Annotated in this window: 12 protein-coding genes; 5 read left to right on the forward strand and 7 right to left on the reverse strand. The window is 71.4% G+C overall.

Features of this window, described 5'->3' with window-relative positions; translation table 11 throughout:
- Positions 1-88: 88 nt before the first annotated feature.
- From QQG74_RS31310 to QQG74_RS31320, 3 genes are all read left to right on the forward strand, one after another.
- Positions 89-3,301 (forward strand): UvrD-helicase domain-containing protein, encoded by a 3,213-nt coding sequence (locus QQG74_RS31310; protein WP_341718204.1) that lies wholly within the window; start codon positions 89-91, stop codon positions 3,299-3,301.
- Positions 3,302-3,406: 105 nt separating this feature from the next.
- Positions 3,407-4,243, forward strand: a complete 837-nt coding sequence (locus QQG74_RS31315) for a flagellar basal body protein FliL (protein ID WP_341718205.1) — start codon at positions 3,407-3,409, stop codon at positions 4,241-4,243.
- A 136-nt stretch (positions 4,244-4,379) separates the two neighbouring features.
- Positions 4,380-5,615, forward strand: a complete 1,236-nt coding sequence (locus QQG74_RS31320) for an ATP-binding protein (protein ID WP_341718206.1) — start codon at positions 4,380-4,382, stop codon at positions 5,613-5,615.
- Positions 5,616-5,711: 96 nt separating this feature from the next.
- On the opposite strand, the gene QQG74_RS31325 is transcribed toward QQG74_RS31320, so the two are convergent.
- Entirely contained in the window at positions 5,712-7,166 is a 1,455-nt protein-coding gene (locus QQG74_RS31325; RefSeq protein ID WP_341718207.1) for a polysaccharide pyruvyl transferase family protein, read from the reverse strand.
- A 122-nt stretch (positions 7,167-7,288) separates the two neighbouring features.
- Entirely contained in the window at positions 7,289-7,834 is a 546-nt protein-coding gene (locus QQG74_RS31330; RefSeq protein ID WP_341718208.1) for an N-acetyltransferase, read from the reverse strand.
- Between the two features lie 135 nt (positions 7,835-7,969).
- Here QQG74_RS31330 and QQG74_RS31335 point away from each other — a divergent pair, with 135 nt between their 5' ends.
- Positions 7,970-8,515: a DoxX family protein gene (locus QQG74_RS31335; protein ID WP_341718209.1), complete on the forward strand. Its 546-nt coding sequence runs from the start codon at positions 7,970-7,972 to the stop codon at positions 8,513-8,515.
- Between the two features lie 203 nt (positions 8,516-8,718).
- A complete protein-coding gene (locus tag QQG74_RS31340; protein ID WP_341718210.1) occupies positions 8,719-10,161 on the forward strand; it encodes a glycosyltransferase 87 family protein in 1,443 nt (480 codons plus the stop codon).
- A 54-nt stretch (positions 10,162-10,215) separates the two neighbouring features.
- Here QQG74_RS31340 and QQG74_RS31345 read toward each other — a convergent pair whose 3' ends face one another.
- From QQG74_RS31345 to QQG74_RS31365, 5 genes are all read right to left on the reverse strand, one after another.
- Positions 10,216-10,635, reverse strand: coding sequence for a molybdenum cofactor biosynthesis protein MoaE (locus tag QQG74_RS31345; RefSeq protein ID WP_341718211.1), 420 nt, complete (start codon positions 10,633-10,635; stop codon positions 10,216-10,218).
- Positions 10,629-11,885: a molybdopterin molybdotransferase MoeA gene (locus tag QQG74_RS31350; protein ID WP_341718212.1), complete on the reverse strand. Its 1,257-nt coding sequence runs from the start codon at positions 11,883-11,885 to the stop codon at positions 10,629-10,631. Before QQG74_RS31350 ends, QQG74_RS31345 begins: the two co-directional genes overlap by 7 nt.
- An 18-nt stretch (positions 11,886-11,903) precedes the next feature.
- Positions 11,904-12,386, reverse strand: coding sequence for a MogA/MoaB family molybdenum cofactor biosynthesis protein (locus tag QQG74_RS31355; RefSeq protein ID WP_341721468.1), 483 nt, complete (start codon positions 12,384-12,386; stop codon positions 11,904-11,906).
- Positions 12,383-12,874, reverse strand: a complete 492-nt coding sequence (moaC, locus tag QQG74_RS31360) for a cyclic pyranopterin monophosphate synthase MoaC (protein ID WP_341718213.1) — start codon at positions 12,872-12,874, stop codon at positions 12,383-12,385. The genes QQG74_RS31355 and moaC overlap by 4 nt, the downstream gene beginning before the upstream one ends.
- Before the next feature lie 258 nt (positions 12,875-13,132).
- A complete protein-coding gene (locus QQG74_RS31365) occupies positions 13,133-16,195 on the reverse strand; it encodes a BTAD domain-containing putative transcriptional regulator (protein WP_341718214.1) in 3,063 nt (1,020 codons plus the stop codon).
- Positions 16,196-16,453 lie beyond the last annotated feature (258 nt).

Genomic DNA, 16,453 nt, shown 5'->3' on the forward strand with positions numbered 1-16,453 from the left:
CGCACCGCAGCGCGGAGATACCGGCGACGCCACCGCGTGTCGTCGGGATCTCTCAAGCGCGTGGCGCCGAGCGCAAGCGTGGCCGGTCATGACAGGATGCGGCGTGCCCCCGTTCAACGTCATACCCCCCGGTGGCCGCCCGCCCTTCGTCGCGGACCTGCACATCCACTCGAAGTACTCGCGGGCCTGTAGCCGTGACCTGACCCTGCCGAACCTCGGCTGGTGGGCCAGACGCAAGGGCATCGCAGTGCTCGGCACCGGCGACTTCACCCACCCCGCCTGGTACGACCACCTGTGCGAGACGCTGCGTCCGGCCGAGCCCGGTCTCTACCGGCTGGGTCCGGAGGCGGAGCGGGACATCGCCCGCCGACTACCGCCGAGGCTGGCCAGCGAGGCGGAGAGCGACCAGGTCCGGTTCATGCTCAGCGTGGAGATCTCTACGATCTACAAGCGGGACGACCGGACGCGCAAGGTGCACCACCTGATCTATCTGCCGGATCTGGACGCGGTGGGCCGCTTCAACACCGCACTGGGTCGGATCGGCAACCTCGGCTCCGACGGCCGGCCGATTCTCGGTCTGGATTCGCGCGACCTGCTGGAGATCACGCTTGAGGCGAGCGCCGACGGCTATCTCGTGCCGGCGCACATCTGGACCCCGTGGTTCTCCGCGCTGGGCTCGAAGTCCGGCTTCGACGCGATCGCCGACTGCTACGCCGACCTGGCCGAGCACATCTTCGCGGTGGAGACCGGGCTCTCCTCCGATCCGGAGATGAACTGGCGGGTCGGCAGCCTGGACAACTACCGGCTGGTCTCCAACTCGGACGCGCACTCACCACCCGCGCTGGCCCGTGAGGCCACGGTCTTCGCCTCGCCCCGGGACTACTTCGGCATCCGCGAGGCGTTGCGCACCGGCGACGGGCTGGCCGGCACTGTCGAGTTCTTCCCCGAGGAGGGCAAGTACCACGCGGACGGCCACCGGCTGTGCGGGGTGAACTGGTCGCCCGAGCAGACCAGGAAGGCCGGCGGACGGTGCCCGGAATGCGGCAAGCCGCTGACGGTGGGCGTACTGAGCCGGGTCGAGGACCTGGCCGACCGGCCGGAGGGGTACCGGCCGGAACACCGGCCCGAGGTGACGCACCTGATTCAGCTCGCCGAGATCCTCGGCGAGATCAACAAGGTCGGCCCGCGCTCGAAGAAGGTCGAGGGGAAGCTCACCGAGTTGGTCGCCGCGCTCGGCCCCGAGCTGGAGATCCTCACCCGTACGCCGCTTGACGACATCGGTCGGGTCGGTGGGGAACTGCTCGCCGAGGGCATCGGCCGGCTGCGCCGTGGCGAGGTCCGCCGGGTGCCGGGCTACGACGGCGAGTACGGCGTGATCACCCTCTTCGACCCGGCCGAGCTGGGCGCTGCCGGTGGCTCGGCGGGACAGGAGACACTCTTCGACGTACCGGTGCCGGCACCGCGACGGCCCACGGAGCCGGCGGCGAAACCGGAGGCCAGGGCGAAGCGGCCGGCGGCGAAGGCCGAACCGAAGCGCAAGCCGGCGGCACCGGCACCGCCGATCGCGCCGCCGCCCTCGCCACACGAGCCGTTCGAGCCGATGCTCGCCGGGATGGAGGAGGTCGGCACCGGCCTGCTCGACCGGCTGGACGCGATGCAGCGGGTGGCCGCCTCGGCACCCGGCGGCCCGCTGCTGATCGTGGCGGGACCGGGCACCGGCAAGACCCGTACGCTGACCCACCGGATCGCGTACCTCTGCGCGGAGCTGAACGTCTTTCCCGAGCGTTGCCTGGCGATCACCTTCACCCGGCGGGCCGCCGAGGAGCTGCGGCACCGGCTCGACGGCCTGCTCGGCCCGGTCGCCGAGGACGTCACGGTGGGCACCTTCCACTCGCTCGGGCTGACCATCCTGCGGGAGAACGCCGACGCCGCCGGCCTGCCGGAGAACTTCCGGATCGCCGACGACGCCGACCGGACGGCGGCGCGGGCCGAGGCCGGCGACGATCCGGCCCGCTACCTGGCGTTGCTGCGCAAGCAGGGCATGGTCGACCTGGACGAGCTGCTCACCCTGCCGGTGATGCTGCTGCGGGACGACCACAGGCTGGTGGAGCGATACCGGGATCGCTGGCAGTGGATTTTCGTCGACGAGTACCAGGACGTGGACGCGGTGCAGTACGAGCTGCTGCGGCTGCTCAGCCCCGCCGACGGCAACCTGTGTGCGATCGGCGACCCCGACCAGGCCATCTACTCGTTCCGGGGTGCCGATGTCGGATACTTCCTGCGCTTCTCGCAGGACTTCACCGACGCCCGGCTGGTCCGGCTCAACCGGAACTACCGCTCCTCGGCGCCGATCCTGGCCGCCGCGGCACAGGCCATCGCGCCGTCGTCGCTGGTCCGGGGCCGGCGGCTGGACCCGGCCCGGCTCGACCCGGAGGCCCCGCTGGTCGGCCGGTACGCCGCAGCCTCCGTCGCCGACGAGGCCGACTTCGTGGTACGCACCGTCGACGAGTTGGTCGGCGGCCTCTCCCACCGGTCGCTCGACTCGGGCCGTATCGACGGCCGGTCGACCACGCTCTCCTTCTCGGACATCGCCGTGCTCTACCGGACCGACTCGCAGGCCGCGCCGATCGTGGACGCCCTGTCCCGGGCCAACGTGCCGGTGCAGAAGCGTTCGCACGACCGGCTGCGGGACCGCCCGGGGGTGGCCGCCATCGCCCGCGAGCTACGGCACGCCTCGGGTCTGGACGGTGCCCTGCCGGCCCGGGTACGCCTCGCCGGCCAGGTGCTCGCCGAGCGGTTCGCCGTGCCCACCCTGGACGGCTCCGGCGGGGTCCGCCCGTCCGACATCCGCACCGCGGTCGAGCTGCTGACCCCGTTGGCCCGTCGCTGCGGCGATGACCTGGAGATGTTCCTTTCCCAGCTCGCCACCGGCGCCGAGGTGGACGCACTGGACCCACGCGCCGAGGCGGTCACCCTGCTGACCCTGCACGCCGCAAAGGGCCTGGAGTTCCCGGTCGTCTTCCTGGTCGGTGCCGAGGACGGGCTGCTGCCGCTGCGCTGGCCCGGCAGCACGCCCGACGAGGAGGCGGTGGCCGAGGAACGGCGGTTGTTCTTCGTCGGGTTGACCCGCGCGCAGGACCGCCTCTACGTCAGCCACGCCGCCCGCCGGAGCAGGCACGGCGCGGAGCGCGACTGCCGACCGTCGCCGTTCCTCGACGTGATCGACCCGGGCCTGTTCGAGCGGATCGGCGACGGTGGCGGGACCCGGCGGCCGAAGGACCACCAGTTGCGGCTCATCTGACCTGCGGTCTGTCGCCTCAGCGGCGTGGTCGGGCAGGTTACGGTGACGTGGGCGACGGTCTTCGATAAGCCGCCGATCTTCCATCGTTGGCGCAGGAGGGTGTGCATGGCGAACTACGGCTCCCCGGGCGGTGGCCCACACCCGTGGCACGATCCGCGTCCCGGTGAGGCCCACGACCCGCGCCAGAGCTACCGCCCGGAGCAGAGCTACGGACCCGAACAGGGTTACCGCCCGGAGCAGGGCTACGGCTCAGAGCAGGGCTACGGACCCGAACAGGGTTACCGCCCGGAGCAGGGCTACGGCTCAGAGCAGGGCTACGGTCGGGGCCAGGTCTACGGTGGCGGGCCGCATGGCTCCGCCGGGCCGCCGTACGGCAGCGGCCCGCCGGGGTCCGCGTACCCCGGCGGGCAGCAGGGGCCTGGCCGGCCCGGGCCGGAGTACGACGCGGCGAGCGCGTACGCGGGCCAGCCGACGCCACCGGGGCGCAGGCGCGGACGCGGCCTGGTGCTGGCCGCGGTGGGGGCGGCCCTGGTGTTGATCCTCGCCGGTGGTACCGCGTTCTACCTGTTCGCCGGGGACGATGAGCCGCCGACGACGGTGGCCGCGCCAACCGAGGTGCCGGTGCCGACGACCGGCACCCTGGAGGAGGACGAGGAGGTTGGGCCGAGCGACCCGGCCGCCAGTTCATCGGCCGATCCCCGGTTCGTGGAACCCGGCCAGTGCGTCCGCAACGACGCGCCAGCCGGCGCCAAGCCCAGGCTGTTGATCAGCGACTGTGCCCCGAAATCGTACGAGGTACTGCGCCGCTTCGACGGCAAGACCAGCGGTGAGAAGGACGCCGAGGCGAAGTGCAGCCGGGTGGACGGTTACACGAACTGGTACTTCTACGACAGCGAGCTGGACTCGCTGGACTTCGTGCTCTGCCTCAAGCAGCGCGACTGACCGCTCGATTGATGAAACTAGTGCTGTCTAGCGTCCAGGCTAGACAGCACTAGTTTTTGGTCGAGGGCCGACACGCCGATAGCCCCGTCTATCCATCTCTAGCCCCTCGGCTAGATGGCCCGATACTCTGCGATTCGTGGATCCGGTCCGCAACCCGTACGCCCCGGGCGCCGGCCAGCGCCCGCCCGAACTGGCCGGGCGGGGGCGTGAGCTGGACGTCTTCGACATCGTGCTGGAACGGATCGCCCGAGGCCGCCCAGAGCGGAGCCTGATGCTCACCGGGTTACGCGGAGTCGGCAAGACCGTCCTGCTCAACACCCTGCGCTCGCAGGCGATCAACCGTCTCTGGGGCAGCGGCAAGATCGAAGCGCGGCCCGAGCAGTCGCTACGCCGGCCGATCGCCGCCGCCCTGCACATGGCCGTCCGGGAACTCGCCCCCCGGCATCGCGCACCGGATCGGATCGACGCGTTCCTCGGTGTGCTCAAGGCGTTCGCTCAACGGGACACCCCGGCCGGACGCGGCGTACCGAAGCTGCGCGACCGGTGGCAGCCCGGCATCGACGTACCGGCCGCCTCCGGACGCGCCGACTCCGGCGACATCGAGATCGACCTGGTGGAACTGCTCACCGACGCCGCCTCGGTCGCCAGCGACGTGGGCACCGGCGTGGCCATCTTCATCGACGAGATGCAGGATCTCGGGCCGGAGGACGTCTCGGCGCTCTGCGCCGCGTGTCACGAACTCTCCCAACTCGGCGCACCGCTGATCGTGGTCGGTGCCGGCCTGCCGCATTTGCCGGCCGTGCTGAGCGCGGCCAAGTCGTACTCCGAGCGGTTGTTCCGCTACCAGCGCATCGACCGGCTCGACCGGCTCGCCGCCGACCAGGCACTCTGCGCGCCGGCCGAGCGCGAGGACGTGGCGTACGAGGCCAAGGCACTCGACCTGCTCTACGAGAAGTCCGGCGGGTATCCGTACTTCGTCCAGGCGTACGGGAAGGCCACCTGGGACCATGCCCCGCGCTCGCCGATCACCGTGGCCGACGTCCGGGTCGCCGCACCGGAGGCCGAGGCCGAGTTGGCCGTCGGCTTCTTCGGCTCCCGATTCGAGCGGGCCACCCCGGCCGAACGCGAGTACATGCGGGCGATGGCCACACTTTCGCGTGTCGAGGCGGCGACCGACGGCGGTGGCCGGGACGACATGGACGCGGCGGTACCGACCGCCGAGATCGCCCGGGCCCTGGGCCGCAAGCCGGCCAGCCTCTCCCCGGCCCGGGACGCGCTGATCAAGAAAGGGCTGATCTACTCCGGGGAGCGCGGCACGGTCGCCTTCACCGTCCCGCACTTCGGCCGCTACCTGCGTACCCAGCCGGCCTGAACGCAGGTGGCCGGGCGCGGCGGGTGCTGCGCCACCGGCACGGCGGGATCAGCCGCCCGAGTCGGCCAACTCGGCACCGTCCCGCCCGGGTCTGGCTCAGGGCTGGCGGCTGAGTCGCCGGGCGAGCGCGCGGCTGCGCCGCAGCGCGGACTGCACGGGTACGGGCAGCCGCCGTACGGCGGACGGAACCGGGGGACGCTCGCCGGCCGCCAGGCCCTCGCGCGGCGCGGTGGTGTGCGGGAACGGGAACTCCGGCTTGTGCTTCTTGCGCAGCGCACGGACACCGCCAAGCGAGTAGAGCTCCGCCATCCGGGCGCTGATCCGCTCCCGCGCCTCGGGGTCGCTGGTCATCAGCGTGGTGACGGCCGGCGGGAGCCCGGCGGCGTCCAGCCGCGCGTCGTAACCGGGGTTGGCCTTGCCCGGTTGGAAGATGTGCTCGATGCCGTTGCGCTCCAGGAAGCTGGCGAAGCGGTCCCAGCGCTCCGCCTGCCCGGCGTTGAAAGCGGTGTAGTCGGCCTCGGCGTACAGCTCGGCGGCGTCCACGTCCGGGCTCACGTCGGGGAGCAGGCGGTGCGGGATGTCGTGGTACCGGGCCAGCTCCAGGGTCCGGCTGTCGTGCGCCAGGACGAACGCGGGCGTGCCGGCGGCCAGCGCCGCGATGTTGCCGTGGATCCGGGTGCCGAAGGAGAACTCCTGCTCGGCGAGGTAGCGCATCCAGGTCCAGCCGTCGACGAAGAACCGGATGCGGTCCTCCCGGTAGAGCTGGTGACCGCGGTGGTGCGGCAGCCCCGCCCGGACCTTCTCCGGGTGGCTGCCCCACAGCAGCAGTTCGAGAACCTCGTCGCCCTGCGGCACGTAGACCATGTTCGGGTAGCGCTCGGCGTGCCGGGTGCCGATCTTGTCCATCAGGTAGACGTACGGCGAGATGTTGATCGTGAAGCGGCTCTCCCGTGTGATCCCGGCCACCCGCTTGGTGATTTGCAGGTCCGGGCCGTCGCGGAACAGCGACGGGCAGCCGACCACGTCGACCACGTCGTCACCGAAGCCCAGCTCGGCGAGGTAGTTGCGGGTGAACTCGCCGCGCACGCCGATCGTCGCCGACCGTTCGAGCACCGCGCGCACGAACCGCCGCACTGCCACCCGCAGCTCGTCGGTGGGCGGCGGGAACGGATCGGCGAGGCTCCGTGGCCCGCCCGCGACGCCCACACCGACCACCACGACCGGGATCCGCAGCCTCTCGATCACCCAGGTGAGACGCTTGAGATTCTCCAGGAAGCTCATCCGGAACGCGTTGGCCAGCGGCACCACGAACAGGTCGAACTGCTCGTTGATGCGGTCCACGTACGCCTGGTCCACGCCAGGCCGTTCGCTCAGGAAAGAGTTGGAGACGATCTCGTTCCCGGGCACGCTGATCAGCTTGTGCACCGCCTCGGTGAAGACGAGGTTGCCCACGTTGCGCCCGAAGATGCCGTGCTTGTAGAGCGCGAGGGAGAGCTCCGGGCTGACCGGGGTGAACGGGTCCTTGGCAGAGCGCAGCAGGACGCGGGTCATCGGCTCGGAGCCTCCAGGCTGGGAATGGTGCGTCAGCGTGAGTTTTCGATGCTAGCGCCCGCGCCGCCGGTGCCGCCAGCTACGCGCAGAGTGCCGGTCCGCAACCGGTCGGTGATCGTTGATCAGACCTTCGACCAGGGCGGCGGGAAGATCACGTCGCCCTGGGGTGGGGCCGGCTCGCCGCTGGTCGACGGCGGCAGCGCCAGGGCCTGCCACGGCTCGCCCAGGCCCGACCAGGGACTGGTCAGGCCCATCCGATCGGCCCGGCTGAAGCCGAACCGCCGGTAGTAGCCGGGATCACCGAGCACCACGATCAACTGCTCGCCCAGTTCCGTGGCCGCCTCCAGGGCGGCCTGCACCACGGCGGCGCCGAGCCCGATCCGCTGCCGATGCGGAGCCACCGCCACCGGGCCGAGGGCGAGTGCCGGGCGGCTGCCCCCGTCCGAGCGGACCAGCACCCGGGTGAGCAGGGCGTAGCCGACGATCTCACCGCCGTACTCGGCGACCATCGCCAGCTCCGGCAGCCAGGCGTCGCTGCCGCGCAACTCGTCGACGAGCCGCACCTCGGGCGGCGTGGCCACGTCGGGGCGGGCGAACGCGGCGGCCAGCACCCGGCGGATCGCGCCGGTGTCGGCCGGATCCTCGGGGCGCAGTCGCAGCGTCGTCACGCGCCGAGGTTACTCCCTGTGGCGCGTCCATCCGAGACGGTCCCGGCAGCCCGGCGTGGCGCTGCACCCCACTCGATCGATCGACCTCGGCCATTGCAGGGTATAGCGCGGCCCTGGACAGGGTATGACTGGTCCATGAAGCCCGTACGGTCCCTAGCCCGCGCCATGTTGAGCGGCATCTTCGTGGTCAGCGGTGCCCGCAACTTCGCCAACCCCGGCCGCCTGGTGCCCGCCGCGAAGCCGATCACCGATCGGGTGACGCCGCTGCTGGAGCGGACGGACCGGCGCATTCCCACCGACACCGAGACGCTGATCCGGGCCAACTCCGCAGTTCAGGTCGGTGCCGGGCTGATGTTGGCCACCGGCAGGTTCAGCCGGCCGGCGGCCCTGGCCCTCGCCGGCACGCTGATCCCGGTGACCCTTGCCGGGCATCCCTTCTGGAACAACGACGACCCGGTACAGCGGAGCAACAACCAGGTCCACTTCCTGAAGAACCTCGGTCTCCTTGGTGGGTTGTTGCTGGCTGCGGCGGACACCGAGGGCAAGCCGGGGCTACGCTGGCGGGCCGGACATCGCATCGGCCACTCGCGACGGTCCGTGCGGCGTGCCGTCCGAACCGCCCGCCGCGAGGCCCGCATCGCCGTCCGGTCGGCCTCCACCGCTCGTCGCATCCCAGGCTGAGCTGGGATTATCCACCCCTGCCCCCCGCTAAGGCCGCGAATTACCTGAACCGCCCGCTAGGCGTTAACGCGGTGGAAATGTCAAAAGAGTGTGTGGGATCGGACACGGTCGCATAACGCGGGAGGCATGACGTGAGGCGCCGTTCTAGGCTCCCTACCGGACCTGGACGGGTAGGACGACCTTGGTACGGGGGTGGCCACGCCATGCCGGCGAGCGTCGGTGAAAGGCTGGACCGCCTCGCCACAGTCCGCCGCGTAACGCGTGGGATCGATCGAAGAACAGTCGTACGGGTCGGCATCGTGGCCGCCGTCGCCTACGCCGCATGGCTTGCCATCGGCGCTTTCGGGCGGCCGTACAACTTCTTCGACATGAAGATCTACCACGGTGCGGTGGTCTGGTGGGCGAGCGGCCATGAGCTGTACGAGTTCGTCGCGCCCGACACCACCCTGGGATTCACCTACCCGCCCTTCGCCGGGCTGGCGATGCTGCCCATGGCGCACCTCCCGGTGGCGGCGGCCGGCCTGGTGAACGCCGTGGTCAGCATCGCCGTCCTGGCCGTGGTGCTGGCCGCGCTGCTGCGCCCGATCGTCGACCGGATGGGCTGGCCGCTGTGGTACACGGTGGCCATCGCCACGCCGCTGGCCGTGGCGATCGAGCCGACCCGGGAGACCCTCGGCTACGGGCAGGTCAACCTGCTGCTCTTCGCTCTGGTGATAGCCGACCTGGTCGCCCTGCGCTGGCGCTCCCGGCGCGGCACCCACAGCTGCGAGAGCGACGGCCCACTGCTGCGGTTCATCTACAGCGGCGCCTGGGCCGGCGTCGGCATCGGTCTGGCCACCGCGGTCAAGCTGACGCCCGCCCTGTTCATCTTCTACCTGATGATCACCCGGCAGTGGCGGGTCGCGATGACCGCGATCGGCACCACCATCGGCGTCACGCTCGGCAGCTTCGGCATCGTCGGCGCCGAGTCCCGCGCCTACTTCGGTAGCGTGCTCTGGCAGACCGAGCGGGTGGGCGCCGCCGACATGACGCCCAACCAGTCACTTGCCGGGTTGCTCGCCCGGCTCTACGACTCGATCGAGACGCCCGGGCTGCTCTGGCTCGCGTTCTCCGTGCTGGTGCTGGCGCTCGGCCTGTCCCGGGCCGCCGACGCCCACTCCGACGGCGACGAGCTGACCGCCTTCACCCTGGTCGGCCTGACCGCCAACGTGATCAGTCCGATCTCCTGGACGCATCACCTCGTCTGGGTGATCCCGGCCGTCATCGTGCTTGTCGACCACGCGATACGCCGCCATGACGCCAGCCGTGGGCCGGTTCCGCGGACCGCACCGGGCCCGCAGGGCGGACCACCGGCGCTCTCCGCGCTCCGCCCGCCGATCTGGTACCCGACGCTCACCGGGCTCCGGCACGGTGTCGCGGCCCTCGGGCTCTACCTGCTTTTCCTGATCTCCCCGATCTGGCCCTACGAACACCAGCTCCCGGAGGTCTCGCATTACCACGACGGCCTGTTCGGCGCGCTTATGGAGAACTCCCTGGCGCTGGCCCTGATCGTGCTGGTGGCCGCGCTGCCCTGGCGGCCCGGTGCCGAACCGGCCTTCCACACCGACCGGATGGCGCGCACCGCAATGCGGTACGCCCGCCGGTGAACGCCTCGTCCGGCATCGCGGCGGCGGTGCCGGGCATCGCCGGGCCGGGCACCCTCAGGGACAGTTGACCCATTCCTCGGTGCCGTCGGCGAACACCTGTCGTTTCCAGATCGGCAGCCGTGCCTTCACCTCGTCGACCAGGCGTGCGCAGGCGGCGAACGCGGCCGCCCGGTGCGCGGTGCTGACCGCCGCCACCAGGGCGATCTCGCCGATGGCGAGCGGGCCGATCCGGTGTGACACGGCCACGGCGTACACCTGGGGGTCGGCGGCGATCTCGTCGGCGACCTCGCGCAGCACCTGCTCGGCGCTGGGATGGCCCTCGTACTCCAGGCTGGTCACCGGGCGGCCGTGGTCGTGGTCGCGGACCACACCGGCGAACGAGACCACCGCGCCGGCCCGGTGGTCGGCGACCGCCGCCTCGTGCGCGGCGAGATCCAGCGGCTGGTCGGTGACCCCACCGAGCACGATCACCATGCCCGCTCCCCGGGCAGCAGTGGCAGCGGTACGACCGGCACCTGGTCACCGGCTCGGCCCGTGGTGCCGGGTCGGATCACCGCGAACCCGTCGGCGAGGGAGAGCCCGCGCAGCATCGCCGAGCCGACATGCCGGACCGGTCGGGCCGTGCCGGTCACCGGATCGCGGCGGACCAGAGCCAGGTGGGTGTAGTCACCCCGGCCCGCGATGGGCTCGGCGAGCGTGGTGTGCGGCAGGACCGGCATCGCCCGGCCGGCGAGCCCGGCCAGCAGCGGGGCGACAAGCGAGACCAGAGCGACGATTGCGGACTGCGGGTTGCCGGGCAGGCCGGCGACGAATCGGACCCGATTGTCGGTGCCGACCAGCCGGGCCAGCAGCATGGGAAAGCCGGGCCGAACCGCGACCGTGTTGACCACGTAGTCCGCACCCAGCGCCGCCAGCGCGGGGTGCAGATGGTCGACCGGGCCGTGCATCGTGCCACCGGTGGTGCAGACCAGGTCGGCGCCGGCCAACGCGGTGCGCAGGGCGGCCACGTGGGCGGGCAGCGTGTCGGCGACCGGACCCACCACGTCGGTCGGGCGGACCTGGCAGCCGTACCGGCGCAGCCAGGCCGGCAGCGCCGGGCCGAGCGCGTCGCGGACCCGGCCGGCTCCGGGCGGACCGGCGGTCAGCAACTCGTCGCCGAAGACCAGCAGCGCGGCGCGGGGTTGCCGACGTACCCGTAGCGTGTCGTGGCCGCAGGAGGCGGCCAGACCGATCATCGCCGGGTCCACCGGGGCACCGGCGGGCAGCAGTTCCTCACCGGCGGACGCCTCCTCGCCGGGCTGCCGCCAGTCCGGCGTGGCACGCGGCGCACCCTCGACCAGACCATCCGGGGTACGCGTCGACTCCTCCACCCGCAGCACGCCGGAGGTGCCCTCCGGCACCATCGCGCCAGTGGCGATCTCGACAGTCGTGCCGTCCTCGGTCAGCGGGGCCGGTGCCGAGCCGGCCAGCACCCGGCCGACGATCCGCCACGGACCGGCGCCCCGGACCGCCCAACCGTCCACGCTGGAGGTCGGGAAGGCGGGCAGGTCGGTGCGGGTGGTAAGCGGTTCGGCGAGGGTGTGCCCGTCGGCCTCGGCGAGCGGGCGCTCGACGATCGGCAGTGCGGCGGCCAGGCCGACCGCGTACACCCGGGACCGCGCCTCCTGCCAACCGGCCGGCGGTGGCGCGACCGGGTCGGCGGCGGATGCCATGTCCGTTCTCATCGAGCCCACCGGGCGAGCCTAACCGCTGCGCCGGTGGTCGCCACCGCGCAACTGGTCGACGGCGTGGGCGAGAATCGGCCCCAGCACGGCGAGGCCGTCGCGGGCCCCACCTGACGAGCCGGGCAGGTTCACCACAAGCGTGCGGCCGGCCACGCCGGCCACTCCCCGGGACAGCACCGCGGTGGGCACCTTGTCGCGGCTGCGGGCCCGGATCGCCTCCGCGATGCCGGGGACCTCGTAGTCGAGCAGGTCGCGCGTCACGTCAGGGGTGCGGTCGGTAGGGGTGATCCCGGTGCCGCCGCTGGTCAGCACCACGTCCACGGCGTCCGCCACAGCCGCGCGGATCGCCTGGCCGACCGGCTCGCCGTCGGGCACCACCACCGGCTCGTCCACCGAGCAGCCCAGCTCACGCAGGCCGGCGACGAGCAATGGACCGCTGGTGTCGGCGTAGACGCCGGCGGCGGCCCGGTTGGACGCCACCACCACCCGGGCGCGGATCACGGCCGGTTCGCCGGGCGCTCCCACCGGCCCGTCTTGCCGCCCTCCTTGGACAGCACCCGGACCGCGTCGACGCTGGCCGCCGGATCGACCGCCTTGACCATGTCGACCAGGGTCAGCCCGGCGACCGCGACGGCGGTCAACGCCTCCATCTCCACGCCGGTGCGATCGGCGGTCCGAGCGGTCGCGGTGATCTCGACGGTGTCGGTGGTCAGCGACAGGTCGACCGTCACACCGTGCAGCGCGATCGGGTGACAGAGCGGAATCAGGTCGGGGGTGCGCTTGGCGCCCATGATGCCGGCGATCCGCCCGACCGCGAGCGCGTCGCCCTTGGGTAGCCCGTCGCGGCGCAGCAACTCGACCACCTCGGAGGTGGTGCGCAGCCGGCCGGCGGCGATCGCCGAGCGGCCGGTGACCTGCTTGGCGGAGACATCGACCATGCGCGCCGCGCCGGTCTGATCGACGTGGGTGAGCTGGGCGGGTTCGGTCACGGTCGGGAGCCTACCCGCCGGGTCCGACGAAGCCCGTCGAAGCGTTCGGAGGGGCGGCACCGGACCGTGCCGCCCCCTGCCGATTACCGACCCGCTGTCCGGTGGCTGGGGGACACCAGACGGCGGGGGCCGCCCATGAGATCCGGCAGCAGCCGGATCTCCCCCGTAGGCGAACAGACGGACGCTAGCCACCCCGGCGATAAGAAATCGATAAGGAGCACCGCCGGCCCCGCATTTGTGGCAACGCGGCCCGTCCGGTCAGGAGTTGCCGGGTCCGGTGGTAACTGTTTCGGCCAGCCGGCGCTCGACCTCGAACCGCTCCGGTACCCCCATTCGGCGGAAGATCGCCAGCGCCCGCTCCCAATGACGGCGGGCCTGTCCGGGATCGATGGCGAGAAAGTGCTCGGCCAGCCCGGCCAGGGCGCGGCCCTGCTCGTACGCGCTGTCGATCTGAATCGCCAGGGCGAGCGCCCGCTGATGCACCTGCATCGCCGCGTCCCGGTCGCCGCTGGCCGCCAGCGTCAGGCCGAGTTCGTTCAGGACACCGCATTCCGCCTGCCGTTCGGCGGAGTCCGCGATCACCGCCAGGGCGAGTTCGTGCTGCCGCCGCGCCTGCGCCAACAGGCCCGCGTGCCGGTACGCGACACCCATCATGTTGCGCGCGTCGGCCTCGCCGTAGCGGTGGCCGGTCCGATCGTAGAGGACCAGGGCGGACCCCAGCAGGCGCAGCGCCTGCCGGTGGTCGCCCTGCCGCACCCGCACCGCAGCTATGTGACTGAGCGCGTTGGCGATCTGGTAGCGGTCCCCCTCCACCCGGGCCCAGAACAGGTGCGACCGATGGGCCCGCAGCGCCTGCCGGTAACGCCCCATCGAGGCCATGGCGAGCCCGATGTTCGGCAGATGTATCCGGACCCGGTTCATGTACTTCAACGGCAGGTCGCGCAACGCCTCCGTGCCGAGCGCCGCGGCGCGCTCCAGATCACCCATCGCCCAGTAGACGACACTGAGGTTGCCACGGACCTTCGCGATCGCGAGCTTGTCGTTGGACTTCTGACCGATGATCAGGGCAGCCTCGAGACACTTGATCGCCCGACGATACGAACCCGTCTTGGTCAACGCCGAAGCCAGATAATTGTTCATCGAAGCCATCGCCGGAAGATTTCCGGACCGCTCCGCAGCGGCGAGCCCAAATTCGTGGGTACGGAGAATGTCCTCGAAATAGCCGCGCACATAAAAGAAGCGCCACAGCACCCGGGCCATTCTCCAGGCGTAACCTTCGAATCCGTACTCGCTCGCCATCTCGATCAGCAGGATCAGATTGCTGCGTTCCCGTTCGAGCCAACCGACGTCGACGGTGCCGGGAGCGGGCAACAGATCCGGGCGCTCCGGCGCTGCGCTACCGACGTCCTCCCGGACGTCCACGATCCGGTTCAGCGTCTCCCCAGCCGCGATCGAGAGGTGCAGCACGACATCGAAGAGGCTGGCCAGAGCCGCCCGCCGCAGCTCGGCGGAATCGGTCTCCAGGCACCGCTGCCGGGCGTACTGGCGGACCAGATCGTGCATCCGGTGGCGACCGCTCTCCGACTCCTCCACCAGGTGCCGATCAACCAGGTCGTCGAGGATCTGGCCGGCCTTCGCGTGGGACAGCCCGGCCATCGCGGCGACCATCGTCACGTCGAAGTAGCCGGCATGCAGCCCGAGTAGCCGGAACACCCGCTTGGTCACCTCGTGCAGCGGCTCGTACGAGGCACCGAACGCCGAGGCGACGCTGCGGTCCCCCATGCCGAAGGTCGCCAGGTTCGGCTCCGCCACGGTCAACTGGCGCACCAGGTCGGCCAGCCGACGGGTGCGCCGATGGGCCAGGCGTGACCCGACCAGCCGGATCGCCAGCGGCAGATGCCCGCAACGGCGAACGATCTCCGCCGCCGCCTCGGGTTCGGCCCGCACCCGGTCCGCCCCGGCACTGGCGGTCAGCAGCCGCAACCCCTCCTCGGGCGAGAGCACGGGCAGCGACTCGGGTGGCCCCACGTCCAGGTCGACAAGCCGTCGCCGGGAGGTGACCAGCACGACCGAGCCGGAGGCCACGGGTAGCAGCGGAACCACCTGCCTGCTGTCCGCCGCGTTGTCGAGCACGATGACGACCCGCCGGGAGGAGAGCTCACGCCGCCAGAGCGCCCGACGTTCCTCCGGATCGATCGGAATCCGGCCGGCCGGTACGCCCAACTGGCGCAGCAGGGCCACCAGGGCGCTGGCCGGCTCGACCAGGTTGTCGTCCTGGTGACCGCGCAGATCGATGTAGAGCTGGCCGTCCGGGCACCACTCCAGCAACTGGCGGGCCACATGCACGGCGAGGGTGGTCTTGCCGCTGCCCGGCATCCCGTCGATCAGGTGGATCACCGGCTGCGTCCCACCGGCGGCCCGGGTCTTGGCCACCATCCGATCCACCACCTCGGCCCGGCCGACGAAGTCGGCCACCGGCCTGGGCAGCCAGTCCCACTCATGCCGGTCGGGCCGGTGCGCACCGGTCGCCGACGGCCCGGCTGCCGGCGCCTCCTGCCGGCCGCCGCCGATCGGCTGGGGTGGGTGCGCGACCAACTCCTGATACAGCTGCCGAAGATCCGCTCCCGGCGCCACGCCGAGTTCGGTGGCGATGGCGCGAGCGGCCGAGCGGTAGACGGAGATCGCGCCGGCAACGTCGCCACGGCGACGCAGCGCCCGCATCAGCAGCAGCAGCACCGGTTCCCGGAACGGCTGGGCCGCCACCGCGCTGCGCAGCAGCGGGATCGCCTCGTCGACCTGGTCCGCCTCGAGGGCCATCCCGGCGGACAACTCGACCGCAAGCAGGTACTGCTCCTGCACGGCGGCCACCTGGGCCCGCAGATTCGGACCGAGCGGAATCCCGGCGAGGGGTGGCCCGATCCACCGGGACATCGCCTGCCCCAGGAGCGACCGCACCGGCTCCACCTGCCCGCCAGCGGCCAGCCGGCGGGCCTGTTCGAGCTGATCGAGGAAACCGAGCAGGTCCACCTCCTGCGCGGTGACGTCCAGGCGGTAGCCGTTGCCCTGCCGGACGAGGACACCCTTGCCGGTGTCGTACGCCTCGAAGGCACGCCGCAGGTTTGCGGCGTACGTCCGGACGTTGGGTACCGCCGAGCGGGGCGGACCGGTCGGCCAGATCTCGTCGACCAACTCCTCCAAGGCAACCGTCCGCCCAGGTCGCATCGCCAGCATGGCCAGCACGGTGCGCTGCTTCGGCGTGCCCAGGTCGACCCTCGATCCATCGAACGCCACTCGAAGGCCGCCAAGCATCTCAATCTTCACATTCCCCGGGCTCCTGTCGGGAGAGCATTTCGCGTGGTCGAACCTTAACAATGCGCAGCCAACCCGGCAGCTGACAACAAACACTCCCCCGGGGGAGTGGCGTCACCCCGCCTTTCAGTACGAGAATCCGCGGTGACGGTGGCGTGAATTACCTGCACGGGTACCACCCAGGAAGGCACCGGAGGACCCGTATCTCCGATGCGCTCCGCATATCTCGCTATGACGGAACGTTATGGATAGTCATGCTATTGGCTAATT

It is taken from the genome of Micromonospora sp. FIMYZ51, from assembly GCF_038246755.1.
In the GTDB taxonomy this organism is placed as follows: domain Bacteria; phylum Actinomycetota; class Actinomycetes; order Mycobacteriales; family Micromonosporaceae; genus Micromonospora.

Coding starts and splice junctions, on each gene's coding strand:
- QQG74_RS31310 (WP_341718204.1), top strand. CDS start 89: ATGACAGGATGCGGCGTGCCCCCGTTCAACGTCATACCCCCCGGTGGC.
- QQG74_RS31315 (WP_341718205.1), top strand. CDS start 3,407: ATGGCGAACTACGGCTCCCCGGGCGGTGGCCCACACCCGTGGCACGAT.
- QQG74_RS31325 (WP_341718207.1), bottom strand. CDS start 7,166: ATGACCCGCGTCCTGCTGCGCTCTGCCAAGGACCCGTTCACCCCGGTC.
- QQG74_RS31335 (WP_341718209.1), top strand. CDS start 7,970: ATGAAGCCCGTACGGTCCCTAGCCCGCGCCATGTTGAGCGGCATCTTC.
- QQG74_RS31340 (WP_341718210.1), top strand. CDS start 8,719: ATGCCGGCGAGCGTCGGTGAAAGGCTGGACCGCCTCGCCACAGTCCGC.
- QQG74_RS31345 (WP_341718211.1), bottom strand. CDS start 10,635: ATGGTGATCGTGCTCGGTGGGGTCACCGACCAGCCGCTGGATCTCGCC.
- QQG74_RS31350 (WP_341718212.1), bottom strand. CDS start 11,885: ATGAGAACGGACATGGCATCCGCCGCCGACCCGGTCGCGCCACCGCCG.